The sequence below is a fragment of the Paenibacillus sp. FSL H8-0548 genome (assembly GCF_038630985.1).
In the GTDB taxonomy this organism is placed as follows: domain Bacteria; phylum Bacillota; class Bacilli; order Paenibacillales; family Paenibacillaceae; genus Pristimantibacillus.
Window position 1 is genome coordinate 6,707,582 of the sequence record NZ_CP152049.1, and the last position, 12,867, is coordinate 6,720,448.

Here is a 12,867-nt window from a genome sequence, read left to right on the forward strand (position 1 = left end):
GATTAGTTGCCTCCTTCCTGGGGAGCTTTCTTCTTAACCGGAAGGACTTCGCCGCGATAGATCCATACTTTCACGCCGATTAGGCCGTATGTTGTAGCCGCTTCAGCCGTGCCGTAATCGATATCAGCGCGTAGTGTATGAAGAGGTACTGTTCCTTCGCTATAGCCTTCCGAACGTGCGATTTCCGCGCCGCCGAGACGTCCGCTAACTGCGGTTTTGATCCCTTTAGCACCTGAACGCATGGAGCGTTGAATTGCTTGCTTCAATGCGCGACGGAAAGATACACGACGCTCAAGTTGTTGTGCGATGCTTTCAGCTACAAGAATAGCGTCAAGATCTGCGTATTTAATTTCAGAGATATTGATGTGTACTTTTTTACCTTTAGTGATTTTACCAAGCTCAGTACGAAGGTTTTCCACTTCGGAACCGCCTTTACCAATAACCATACCTGGTTTAGCAGTTTGAATCGTTACGTTCACGCGGTTAGCTGCACGTTCGATCTCGATGTGAGAAACAGCTGCGTCTTTCAGCTTGTTTTTCAAATATTCACGGATTCTAACGTCTTCCATAAGAAGATCGCCGAAATCTTTGCCCGCGAACCATTTGGACTCCCAATCACGGATAACTCCGACCCGGAAGCCTATTGGATTTACCTTTTGACCCACACGTAATCCCTCCTTATTTTTCAGATACCACCAAGGTAATGTGGCTGGTTCTTTTATTGATCCGGCTTGCGCGACCCATCGCACGAGGACGGAAACGTTTCATCGTTGGCCCTTGGTTTACGAAGGCTTGCGATATAACCAATTTATTTACGTCAAGCTGATAATTGTGCTCAGCATTAGCAATGGCAGAGTTTAGCAGCTTCTCCAAAATCGGAGATGCAGACTTAGGCGTGTGACGCAGAATAGCGATTGCTTCGCCAACTTGTTTACCGCGAATCAAATCCGCAACGAGTTGTGCTTTACGAGGAGCAATACGAATATATCTAGCGTGCGCTTTAGCTTCTGGCATGTAGGAACCTCCTCTCATTCACATAAAGATGTTTAAGGGCAAATTAACGTCTGCCCGTTTTTTTGTCTTCACCAGCATGGCCTTTATACGTACGAGTTGGCGCGAATTCACCAAGCTTGTGTCCAACCATATCTTCCGTTACATATACCGGCACGTGCTTACGACCGTCATATACCCCAAACGTGTGACCGATGAATTGTGGAAAAATGGTCGAGCGGCGGGACCAGGTTTTGATAACGACTTTTTTCTCAGTCTCGTTCAATACCTCGACTTTTTTAAGCAGGTAACCGTCGATAAACGGACCTTTCTTTAAACTGCGACCCATTTGTGTTCCTCCCTTCAAATAAGCGGTAGCGATACTTTCGTATCACGCAGGTTGTATCAAGCAGCTATTATTTCGTGCGACGACGAATAATGTATTGGCTCGATGCTTTTTTCTTTTTGCGCGTTTTGAATCCAAGTGTTGGTTTACCCCAAGGAGACATAGGCGATTTGCGTCCGATTGGAGCACGGCCTTCACCACCACCGTGTGGGTGATCGTTAGGGTTCATGACAACACCACGTACAGTTGGACGATTGCCTAACCAACGGTTACGGCCGGCTTTACCGATTTTCACAAGTTCGTGATCCTCGTTACCAACAGAACCGATTGTTGCGCGGCAAGTGTTCAAAATACGACGAACTTCACCAGAGTTCAAACGAACGGATACATAGTTCTCTTCTTTACCAAGAAGTTGTGCACTTGTACCAGCTGCACGAACAAGTTGTCCGCCTTTGCCTGGTTTCAATTCGATGTTGTGGATAACTGTACCGACAGGGATATTCACAAGCGGCAACGCGTTACCAGTTTTAATATCGGATCCAACACCAGAAGTGATTTTGTCTCCAACTTTCAAACCTTTTGGAGCAATGATGTATGCTTTCTCACCATCTAAGTAATGGATCAAAGCGATGTTGGATGAACGGTTCGGATCGTATTCGATCGTCGCTACGTTACCAACGATACCATCTTTAGTACGTTTGAAGTCAATAATACGGTATTTACGTTTGTGTCCGCCGCCGTGGTGACGAACCGTAATTTTACCTTGGTTGTTACGTCCAGCTTTTTTGAAAAGCGGAGCAAGCAACGATTTCTCCGGTGTGCTTGTCGTGATCTCTTCGAAAGTCGAGACGGACATGTTACGACGAGCTGGAGATGTCGGTTTGTACTTTTTAATTGGCACTTCGATTTCCTCCTTTTCTAAACAGACGTTTCAAAGAATTCAAGTTCTTTGCTGTCAGCGCTCAATTGAACGATCGCTTTTTTCCAATCCGGTCTGTATCCGCTATGTTTACCATAACGTTTTGGTTTACCCGCAACACGCATTGTGTTAACGCCGGTTACTTTTACTTTAAAGATTTGCTCAATTGCAAGTTTGATTTCAGTTTTGTTTGAACGAAGATCAACTTCGAACACATACTTCTTATCAACCATGTAATCGGACGTACGTTCCGTGATAACCGGGCGCTTGATAATATCGCGTGGATTTTTCATTACGCAAGCACCTCCTGTACTTTCTCTACTGCTTCTTTAGTGATGATAAGATTGTCATGCACCAATACATCCAGAACATTAATGCCGTCAGCTGCAACGAACTTCACACCTGGGATGTTACGAGCAGACAAAGCTACATTATCTTCATAATTAGCCGTTACTACAAGAGCTTTGCGGCCAACTTTAAGGTTGCTAAGGATTGCTGCAAATTCTTTCGTCTTAGGCGTTGCTAGTGTCAGTTGATCCAAAACGATAATCTCGTTTGCAATCACTTTCGAAGACAATGCCGATTTAATAGCTAGACGACGAACTTTCTTAGGAAGCTTGAATCCGTAAGAGCGTGGAGTCGGTCCAAATACTGTACCGCCGCCAACCCATTGCGGGGAGCGAATGCTACCTTGACGAGCACGGCCAGTACCTTTTTGTTTCCAAGGTTTACGACCGCCACCGCGTACTTCGGAGCGTCCTTTAGTTTTGTGATTACCGAAGCGTTCAGATGCTTGTTGATTAACAACAGCACTGTGCAGGACATGAACATTTGGTTGAATACCGAATACCGTTTCAGCCAGTTCAAGCTCGCCCACTTGCGCGCCGCTCACGTTATATACTGTTACTTTAGGCATTTCCTGTTCCTCCTTTCTTAAAAAGCGATTAGTTCTTAACGGTTTGTTTCACTTTTACAAATCCGTTTTTAGGGCCCGGAATCGAACCTTTTATTAGAAGAACGTTACGTTCTACATCTACACGGATAACTTCAAGTTTTTGAATCGTAATGGTTTCGTGACCCATATGTCCTGGAAGGCGTTTGCCTTTCGGTACACGGTTCGCTTGGATAGAACCCATCGAACCTGGTCCACGGTGGTAACGGGAACCGTGAGACATAGGACCCGTGCTTTGTCCCCAACGTTTGATAACGCCGGCAAAGCCTTTACCTTTTGAAATACCTGTTACGTCAACGAATTCGCCCTCTGTGAATAGGTCAGCTTTAACTTCTTGGCCAACTTCATAATCACCTAGATTAATTCCGCGAATTTCACGAACGTAGCGCTTAGGTGTTGCATTTGCTTTTTTAGCATGACCAGCTTCTGGCTTGTTCGATCTGCTCTCCTTCTTATCGGAGAAACCGAATTGAACAGCTTCGTAACCGTCATTCTCTTGGTCTTTCTTCTGTAGTACTACGCAAGGTCCAGCTTCGATAACAGTTACCGGAATAACGTTACCTTCAGCAGTAAACACTTGAGTCATACCAAGTTTTTTTCCTAAGATACCTTTCATGTTGACACCTCATTTCCTTCCTATAATCGCATATGCTTGTATTACAGTTTGATTTCGATATCTACACCGGATGGTAAATCCAAGCGCATCAACGCATCAACCGTTTGCGGCGTTGGGTTAACAATATCGATTAGACGCTTATGAGTGCGTTGTTCGAATTGCTCCCTGGAATCCTTGTACTTGTGTACCGCACGGAGAACGGTGATGATTTGCTTTTCCGTAGGTAACGGAATCGGCCCGGACACGCTTGCACCCGAACGTTTTGCAGTTTCAACAATTTTCTCAGCGGATTGATCAAGAATTCTATGATCGTATGCTTTTAAGCGGATACGAATCTTTTGCTTTGCCATATAAGTCCCTCCTTCTATCGCCCAATTTATTATCGGACATACTCCGTGAGAAAACCCTGGCACATGCCCCATGGCAAAGGGGCCGGGTGTGTCGGCAACCTCTCACATCATCGCAACGTCAGACCAACAGTCAATATTATACCTAAGATTATAGGCAATTGCAACATATTATTTACGTTCTTTTAAAATAGCATTTTTCGCGCGAAATGTATCTATGGATTGCCTTGTCCAGCCCAATTTGCGCATAGCACCCATTATGTCCCTTATTACAAGCTTTCATTACTTACCGATTATAATAACGGATAAAATGGGCACTTCATGATTATAAACAAATGATTGCTGAAAGAATACCACCAAATAACGCCAAACAAAAGTAATGTTTTTTTCGCAAGTAACGCTCGATAGAATAAACGAATTAATCTCCATCCTATACGACGATAAGAAAGAACCATCATCACCGCATGAAGACGGAAATGATGGTTCTTGTTTTAGCCGAGCACTATCCGATCATCAGCTAGCTTTTTCCCACTAATAAGTTCAAACTCACCAAGAAGCTGTGCGACAGTTAGATCCTTCTTGCGTTCTTCCGGCACATCAAGAATAATTCGTCCCTTATCCATCATGATGAGTCGATTGCCCAGTCGGATCGCCTGCTCCATGTTATGAGTGACCATTAACGTTGTTAAATTCATTTCTCTAACGAGTGTTTCAGTTAAAGCTGTTATTAATTCCGCTCTTGCAGGATCAAGTGCAGCCGTATGCTCATCAAGCAGCAAAATTTGCGGTCTCGTAAAGGTTGCCATAAGCAAGCTAAGCGCTTGTCTCTCTCCGCCTGACAGCATACCGACCTTCGCGCTTAAACGGTTCTCAAGGCCGATACCCAAGCGCTGAAGCTCATTTTTAAAAATAGAACGTTTAGCACGTGTTACGCCTAAGGAGAAGCCGCGTTTTTTTCCGCGTGAATAAGCTATCGCTAAATTCTCCTCTATCGACATCCTCGGCGCTGTACCAGCCATAGGGTCCTGAAACACACGACCAATCCAACGACTGCGCTCATATTCGGTAAGATTGCTTATATTTTGCCCATCAATCCGAACTTCACCCGCATCTGGCTTCATTACGCCAGAAATAATATTCATTAAGGTAGATTTACCAGCACCGTTGCTTCCGATCACCGTAATAAAATCGCCTGGCTTCATGATAAGATTTGCTCCCACAAGAGCTGTTTTCTCATCCACAGTGCCTGGATTAAACAGCTTGGACACCTTGGCAATTTCCAACATCAGCGTCCACCTCCTGTATGAGCCTTATCTAGAGTTGCCAGCATTTCAGCTGTACGCTTGCGTGCCGTATTCTTCTGTTTCCAAGCTCTACGCGTAGAAGGAACGACTAATGCGAAAATAATAATAACAGCTGTAATCAGCTTCATATCTGAAGCATCGAGCCATTCTATTCGCAGCGCAAATGCATAAATAATACGATATATAATTGAGCCAAGAATAACTGCTAAAGTAGCTCTGAAAATCGAACGCGAACCAAAAATAGCTTCTCCAATAATAACGGATGCCAAGCCGATAACGATCATCCCGATGCCCATGCTGTTATCTGCATATTTCTGATAATGAGCAATGAGTGCTCCTGACGTCGCCACCAGCGCATTAGATAAAGCAATTCCAAAGATCGTCGTAATATCGGTATTCGCACCAAAGCTGCGAATCATACGCGAGTTATCACCTGTAGCCCGAAGGCTCAAGCCCATATCTGTCCTGAAAAATAAATCGAGAATCAGTTTAACAATGATGACGAAGATAATCATCATCACGAGAGTTGAAACATTATCGAACAAGTTTTCCTTGCCTCTTAAGGACACGTTCGGTTTTCCCATAATTCTTAAGTTTATGGAATACAGAGCAATCATCATGATGATACCCGAGAGGAGACCATTGATTTTCCCCTTCGTATGAAGTAAGCCCGTACAAGTACCAGCTATCGCCCCGCCTGCAAATGCACATAACACGGCAAGCCAAGGTGCCGTACCGTTCACCGTCAGTACAGAACCAATTGCAGCACCTGTAGTGAAGCTGCCGTCGACAGTTAAATCCGGAAAATCAAGTATTCGGAACGTGATGTATACTCCAAGTGCCATCAGAGCATACAACAATCCGCTTTCTACAGCTCCTTGCATCGATACGAGCATATGACATACCTCCTTTTCACAGCAAGAGGGTGAACCAGTTGCCTGATCCCCCTCATTTATGCTTAATTCCTATAGTTTTAAACGATCTAACCAAAAGTTACTCAATAATATTGTTTGCTTGGTCTTTAACAAAAGCTTTCATGTCATCTGTTACTGTAATGCCTTGTTCAGCAGCTGCTTTCATATTAAAAATGAAATCAAGCTTCTGAGGAACGGTTACATCCATCTCGCCTGGATTTTTTCCATTTTTCAATATTTCTACCGCCATTTGGCCAACTTCATAGCCATGATCATAATATTTAAAGCCGACTGCTGCAAATGCCCCTTTTTCTACTGTATCACGATCAGCTGAGAAAAAAGGAATATCGTTAGCATTAGCTACTTCAATGATTGCATCCGCACCTGTAACGACCATATTGTCCAAAGTAATATAAATAGCATCTACACGGCCTACCAAAGAATCAGCAGCTTGTTTAACATCCGAAGAATTGGCGATAGAAGCTTTGATCAGCTTAATGCCATGTTTCTCTAATGCTGTCTCAGCAATATCACCCATAACTACTGCATTTTGTTCGCCTTCATTAATAATCAGACCTACATTTTTCACATTAGGAATTTGAGTTGCGATAAAATCCATCGTTTGCTTAATCGCATCCGGGTTTGTATCTGAAGCACCTGTAATATTGCCGCCTGGCGCTTCCAATTGCGTTACGATTCCTGCATCAATTGGATCTGTTACAGCTGCAAACAATACCGGTATGTTCTTTACATCATCTGCAAGTGCCTGAGCTGTTGGAGTAGCAATACCTAGAGCGAGATCGCTTTTACTGTTAGCAATTTTTTGAGAAATAGTTTTGATATTGGTAGCATCGCCTTGTGCATTGTTAAAATCAATTTTTAGGTTTTTTCCTTCTTCAATACCTGCATCATTAAGAGCAGCGATAAAGCCTTCTCGCGTGGCATCCAAGGATGGATGCTCAACAATTTGTGAAATAGCTATCGTATACGACTTCTCAGTCTCTCCGCTAGCATTTGATGCATCTGAACCTGAGTTCGTATTCGCTTTCCCCGTATTGGCACCACACGCTGCCGTTACAACCATAACTGAAGCTAAAGCAATACTGATCCATAATTTCTTACTCATCTTTCTAACCCCTCTTTTCTTGTAAGTTGTCATGCTGATCTTGAGATAGTTCTTTTCCAGAAGAGCATCATCACTATTTTCTAGTAAAGCCGGCGTCTATATGGGAGCAGTATGATCCTAGGAGACATGGACAACCATCTATTTACTATTCCCTAATATTAAAGGCGCTTGCCGCGTACAGTCAATGATTAGTTATTTGTAAAATGAAGTAAATAGCTCTATTCATTATTTAGCTCCTAAAATATGAAAAGCCCCCACCTAAGTGAGGGCTTCTTATATAACAGCGGCATATGCCGCCATTAATTATTTTTGGATAGATGCTACAGCGCCAGCGCCTACAGTACGGCCGCCTTCACGAATAGAGAAACGAGTTCCCTCTTCAACAGCGATTGGAGCGATAAGCTCAACCGTTACAGTGATGTTGTCGCCAGGCATAACCATTTCAGTACCTTCTGGAAGGTTGATGATACCTGTTACGTCAGTTGTACGGAAGTAGAACTGTGGACGGTAGCCAGTAAAGAAAGGCTTGTGACGGCCACCCTCTTCTTTAGTTAGAACGTAGATTTGTGCAGTGAAGTTAGTGTGTGGTTTAACCGAACCCGGTTTAGCCAAAACTTGTCCACGCTCAATGTTGTTACGGTCTACACCACGAAGCAATGCGCCTACGTTGTCGCCAGCTTGAGCGGAGTCAAGCAATTTGCGGAACATTTCAACGCCAGTTACTACGGATTTACGGGATTCTTCAGCAAGACCGATAATTTCGATCTCGTCGCCCACTTTGATAATACCACGCTCAACACGACCTGTAGCAACTGTACCACGGCCAGTGATTGTGAATACGTCCTCGACAGGCATAAGGAAAGGCTTAGCAGTATCGCGCTCAGGAGTTGGGATATAAGTATCCACTTGCTCGAAAAGCTCGATAATTTTGTCAGCCCACTCGCCATCAGGGTTAGCAAGTGCTTCACGAGCTGAACCACGGATGATTGGAGTGTCGTCGCCTGGGAACTCATACTCAGCAAGAAGGTCACGAACTTCCATTTCTACCAATTCAAGAAGCTCTTCGTCTTCAACCATGTCGCATTTGTTCAAGAAAACAACGATGTAAGGTACGCCTACTTGTTTCGAAAGCAAGATATGCTCACGAGTTTGTGGCATAGGACCGTCAGTAGCGGAAACTACAAGAATAGCTCCGTCCATTTGAGCAGCACCAGTAATCATGTTTTTTACATAGTCGGCGTGACCTGGGCAGTCAACGTGTGCATAGTGACGAGCTGGAGTTTCATACTCAACGTGTGATGTTGAGATTGTGATACCGCGCTCGCGCTCTTCTGGAGCTTTATCGATTTGGTCGAATGCAATTGCTGCACCGCCGTATCTTTTAGAAAGAACTGTTGTGATAGCTGCAGTCAAAGTCGTTTTACCGTGATCGACGTGACCAATTGTACCGATATTAACGTGCGGTTTGTTACGTTCAAATTTAGCCTTAGCCATTGAACTTGAGCCTCCTCAATATATCATGGAATTTTTTATGTGTGGGCCGGCATCCCATTTGCAAGCAAACTTTAATGACGGCCAAAAGCATATATTAAATGCATTGCCTAAAAGCGATTACTCGCCTTTGTGCTTAGCAATGATCTCTTCAGAGATCGATTTTGGAACTTCTTCATAGTGAGAAAGCTCCATAGAGAATACGCCACGTCCTTGTGTACCGGAACGTAGTGTTGTGGAATATCCAAACATCTCGGAGAGAGGTACCTTGGAGCGGATAATTTGTGCACCTGCACGAGAATCCATACCTTCGATACGACCACGACGGGAGTTCAACATACCCATAACATCGCCCATGTACTCTTCAGGAACAGTAACTTCAACCTTCATGATTGGCTCAAGAAGAACTGGCTTACATTTTTCTTTGGCAGCTTTAAGCGCCATCGAACCTGCAATTTTAAACGCCATCTCCGAGGAGTCAACATCATGATAGGATCCGTCAACAACAACAGCTTTGACATCAACGAGCGGGAAGCCGGCTACTACACCGTTCTTCATTGACTCTTCAATACCAGCCTGGATAGGAGCGATAAATTCACGAGGAATTGAACCGCCGACTGTTTTGTTTTCGAATATAAAGCCTGAACCTGGCTCAAGTGGTGAAAACTCAACCCAACAATGTCCGAATTGACCTTTACCACCGGATTGACGAACGAACTTACCTTCAACCTTCGCAGCTTGACGGAACGTTTCACGGTAAGCAACTTGTGGTTTACCAACGTTTGTCTCAACTTTGAATTCACGGAACATACGGTCAACGAGGATTTCAAGGTGAAGCTCACCCATACCAGAAATGATCGTTTGGTTTGTTTCTTCGTCCGTATGAGCACGGAAAGTTGGATCTTCCTCAGCAAGTTTGGAGATCGCGATACCTAGTTTGTCTTGGTCAGCTTTCGTTTTTGGTTCGATAGCAACCGAGATAACTGGCTCAGGGAAGTTCATGGACTCAAGAATAATCACATTTTTCTCTTCGCATAGAGTATCGCCTGTAGTTGTATCTTTAAGACCAACTGCTGCAGCGATATCGCCGGAAAAAACTTCTGTGATTTCTTGACGGCTGTTCGCGTGCATTTGTAGAATACGTCCAATACGCTCACGTTTGCCCTTAGTTGAGTTAAGAACATACGAACCGGATTTTAGTACGCCTGAATACACACGGAAGAAAGTCAATCTACCAACATAAGGGTCAGTCATGATTTTGAAAGCAAGTGCTGCGAATGGTGCATCATCCGAAGATGGACGCGAACCTTCTTCGCCATCTTCAAGAGTACCTTTAATAGCTGGTACATCTAGAGGTGATGGCAAGTAATCAACAACTGCATTCAGCATCGGTTGAACACCTTTGTTACGGTATGATGAGCCTGCAACAACTGGGAAGATTTTAACTTCGCAAACACCTTTACGGAGTGCTGCTTTAATTTCTGGAATAGTGATTTCTTCACCTTCCAAATATTTCATCGTTAAGTCTTCATCCAATTCTGCTACTTTCTCAATCAATTCCGTACGAAGCTCTTCGACTTGGTCGGCGTACTCCGCAGGAACTGGAAGCTCTTGAGGGTCTTTACCGCTATCATCTTGGTATACATATGCTACACGTTCGATGATATCGATAACGCCTTTAAAGTCGCCTTCAGCACCGATAGGAATTTGAATTGCTACAGCATTGGCACCTAGACGCTCACGCATGTCTTTAATAACATTCAGATAGTCTGCACCAATGATATCCATTTTATTTACATATGCAATCCGAGGTACGTTGTATCTGTCAGCCTGACGCCATACAGTTTCAGACTGCGGCTCAACGCCTTCTTTTGCACTGAAAACCCCAACGGCCCCGTCCAATACGCGTAGGGAACGTTCAACTTCAACAGTGAAGTCAACGTGTCCCGGGGTGTCGATAATATTAATGCGGTGTCCATGCCATTGAGCGGTAGTCGCGGCAGACGTAATCGTAATACCGCGCTCTTGTTCTTGTTCCATCCAGTCCATCGTAGCTGCACCTTCGTGCACCTCGCCGATTTTGTGGGTACGGCCTGTAAAGAACAAGATCCGTTCAGTTGTAGTGGTTTTACCGGCATCGATATGCGCCATAATCCCGATGTTACGTGTATTATACAAGGAGAACTCTCTTGACATAAAATTGTCTCCTTTCGAATGTGAAAATTCTACCAGCGGTAGTGAGCAAACGCTTTGTTTGCTTCAGCCATTTTGTGAGTGTCTTCGCGCTTCTTAACAGCTGCGCCAGTGTTATTGGATGCATCTGTGATTTCAGCAGCTAAACGCTCTTCCATCGTTTTCTCACCGCGGTTACGTGAGTAGTTCACGAGCCAACGAAGACCAAGTGCCGTACGGCGCTCTGGTTTAACTTCGATAGGCACTTGATAGTTTGCACCGCCGACACGGCGTGCTTTAACCTCAAGTACTGGCATAATATTTTTCAAAGCTGCTTCGAACACTTCCATCGGATCTTTACCCGTGCGTTCTTGAATCAGTTTGAAAGCATCATACAATAGCGTTTGTGCAACGCCTCTTTTACCATCAAGCATAATGCGGTTAATTAGACGAGTTACCAGTTTGCTGTTATACAGCGGATCTGGAAGTACATCGCGTTTTGTTACAGGACCTTTGCGTGGCATGAGAAAGTCCCCCTTTCTTCTAATAGTCGCTATTTCTAGCATTTCAATGACCCGTTAGGGTTATACTTATGATTTTTTAGCTTTAGGACGTTTTGTACCGTATTTCGAACGAGCTTGCATACGGTTGTTAACACCCGCAGTATCAAGTGCGCCGCGAACGATATGATAACGTACTCCTGCTAAGTCTTTTACTTTACCACCACGGATCAAAACAACGCTATGCTCTTGCAAGTTGTGTCCGATACCCGGAATGTAAGCCGTAACCTCTAAACGGTTCGTTAAACGAACACGAGCATATTTACGAAGTGCGGAGTTCGGTTTCCTTGGAGTCATAGTACCTACACGAGTGCACACACCACGTTTTTGAGGAGCGCTCATGTTTGTAGCTTCACGTTTCAATGCGTTGAAACCTTTTTGCAATGCCGGCGATTTCGATTTAACGACTTTCGCTTGGCGTCCTTTACGGACTAGTTGGTTAATTGTTGGCATGTTGCCACCCCCTTCCCTATATTCATGTCTTTTGAAAATACAAGAATTTATAAAGCTTCGTTTATAAATCTGCTCGTATTTATTCGCGTAAACGAACTCTTTCCACCAAAGGTCGGCAACAGCCGTATACGCATGTATGGTAGACATTTTACCTAATTTTAAGCCCACAGATCCAGGCGGTTCATTAAAGAACAAACAAAAATTCTCGCCAGTTAATCATCGTTAAACAATCAACCAACAAAAACAGTTATTGCATTATTCTTCTTCGTTTACGAGTGCTGCCATTGCGGCCCCGATATCGATTCCACAGGTTTCCCCTAGTTCTTCCATCGTATCGATCCATTTTATTGGAACTCCCGCCCGCTCACATAGATGAATAATCTTATCCTTCATCTGCGGATCTGCATCACGTGCAACATAGACTTCAATCGCTCTTTGGTGCTCGAGCATCTTGGCTGTCTGCTTTGCGCCGACTCTGAATTGCATGAAAATCACCTTCAATTCTTCCATTCAGTGATCACACAACTAGGCACACTTCGATATATTAACACCTACACTGTGCTTGTGTCAAGAAACTTCTATGATTATCATTTGTAAAACTTTCTCAAAAGACAATCGTGCTTTAAACATACAAAAGAGCGATCATCCTCCGCTTCCAAAAGAAAACGGAAGATGGA

16 protein-coding genes are annotated in these 12,867 nt (G+C 44.1%); all 16 read right to left on the reverse strand.

Annotated elements, in window-relative coordinates:
- Positions 1-2 precede the first annotated feature (2 nt).
- Entirely contained in the window at positions 3-665 is a 663-nt protein-coding gene (gene rpsC, locus MHI37_RS28380) for a 30S ribosomal protein S3 (protein ID WP_076338896.1), read from the reverse strand.
- A 13-nt stretch (positions 666-678) separates the two neighbouring features.
- Complete coding sequence (rplV, locus tag MHI37_RS28385; protein WP_076338897.1) at positions 679-1,014, reverse strand: 50S ribosomal protein L22; 336 nt, start codon at positions 1,012-1,014, stop codon at positions 679-681.
- Between the two features lie 43 nt (positions 1,015-1,057).
- Positions 1,058-1,339 carry a 30S ribosomal protein S19 gene (rpsS, locus tag MHI37_RS28390; protein ID WP_076338898.1) on the reverse strand — a complete coding sequence of 94 codons (282 nt, stop codon included), beginning with the start codon at positions 1,337-1,339 and terminating at the stop codon, positions 1,058-1,060.
- 67 nt (positions 1,340-1,406) lie between these two features.
- Positions 1,407-2,237: a 50S ribosomal protein L2 gene (rplB, locus tag MHI37_RS28395; RefSeq protein ID WP_076338899.1), complete on the reverse strand. Its 831-nt coding sequence runs from the start codon at positions 2,235-2,237 to the stop codon at positions 1,407-1,409.
- Positions 2,238-2,254: 17 nt separating this feature from the next.
- Positions 2,255-2,548, reverse strand: a complete 294-nt coding sequence (rplW, locus tag MHI37_RS28400; protein WP_053373900.1) for a 50S ribosomal protein L23 — start codon at positions 2,546-2,548, stop codon at positions 2,255-2,257.
- Positions 2,548-3,171, reverse strand: a complete 624-nt coding sequence (gene rplD, locus MHI37_RS28405; RefSeq protein ID WP_076338900.1) for a 50S ribosomal protein L4 — start codon at positions 3,169-3,171, stop codon at positions 2,548-2,550. The genes rplW and rplD overlap by 1 nt, the downstream gene beginning before the upstream one ends.
- Before the next feature lie 28 nt (positions 3,172-3,199).
- Positions 3,200-3,823 carry a 50S ribosomal protein L3 gene (gene rplC / locus MHI37_RS28410; RefSeq protein ID WP_076338901.1) on the reverse strand — a complete coding sequence of 208 codons (624 nt, stop codon included), beginning with the start codon at positions 3,821-3,823 and terminating at the stop codon, positions 3,200-3,202.
- Between the two features lie 41 nt (positions 3,824-3,864).
- The gene (rpsJ, locus tag MHI37_RS28415) at positions 3,865-4,173 is read right to left on the reverse strand and encodes a 30S ribosomal protein S10 (RefSeq protein WP_102715347.1); all 309 of its coding nucleotides are present in this window, start codon (positions 4,171-4,173) and stop codon (positions 3,865-3,867) included.
- A 488-nt stretch (positions 4,174-4,661) separates the two neighbouring features.
- Complete coding sequence (locus MHI37_RS28420) at positions 4,662-5,456, reverse strand: ABC transporter ATP-binding protein (protein ID WP_076338903.1); 795 nt, start codon at positions 5,454-5,456, stop codon at positions 4,662-4,664.
- Positions 5,456-6,370, reverse strand: a complete 915-nt coding sequence (locus MHI37_RS28425; RefSeq protein ID WP_076338904.1) for an ABC transporter permease — start codon at positions 6,368-6,370, stop codon at positions 5,456-5,458. The genes MHI37_RS28420 and MHI37_RS28425 overlap by 1 nt, the downstream gene beginning before the upstream one ends.
- A gap of 97 nt (positions 6,371-6,467) precedes the next feature.
- The gene (locus MHI37_RS28430; protein WP_076338905.1) at positions 6,468-7,514 is read right to left on the reverse strand and encodes an ABC transporter substrate-binding protein; all 1,047 of its coding nucleotides are present in this window, start codon (positions 7,512-7,514) and stop codon (positions 6,468-6,470) included.
- A 303-nt stretch (positions 7,515-7,817) separates the two neighbouring features.
- On the reverse strand, positions 7,818-9,008 hold the full coding sequence (gene tuf / locus MHI37_RS28435; protein WP_076338906.1) for an elongation factor Tu: 1,191 nt from the start codon (positions 9,006-9,008) through the stop codon (positions 7,818-7,820).
- Between the two features lie 117 nt (positions 9,009-9,125).
- A complete protein-coding gene (gene fusA, locus MHI37_RS28440) occupies positions 9,126-11,201 on the reverse strand; it encodes an elongation factor G (RefSeq protein WP_076338907.1) in 2,076 nt (691 codons plus the stop codon).
- A gap of 29 nt (positions 11,202-11,230) precedes the next feature.
- Positions 11,231-11,701 carry a 30S ribosomal protein S7 gene (gene rpsG, locus MHI37_RS28445; RefSeq protein WP_028609662.1) on the reverse strand — a complete coding sequence of 157 codons (471 nt, stop codon included), beginning with the start codon at positions 11,699-11,701 and terminating at the stop codon, positions 11,231-11,233.
- A 66-nt stretch (positions 11,702-11,767) separates the two neighbouring features.
- Entirely contained in the window at positions 11,768-12,190 is a 423-nt protein-coding gene (gene rpsL / locus MHI37_RS28450) for a 30S ribosomal protein S12 (protein ID WP_076338938.1), read from the reverse strand.
- 255 nt (positions 12,191-12,445) lie between these two features.
- A complete protein-coding gene (locus MHI37_RS28455) occupies positions 12,446-12,676 on the reverse strand; it encodes a ribosomal L7Ae/L30e/S12e/Gadd45 family protein (RefSeq protein WP_076338908.1) in 231 nt (76 codons plus the stop codon).
- Between the last annotated feature and the right edge of the window lie 191 nt (positions 12,677-12,867).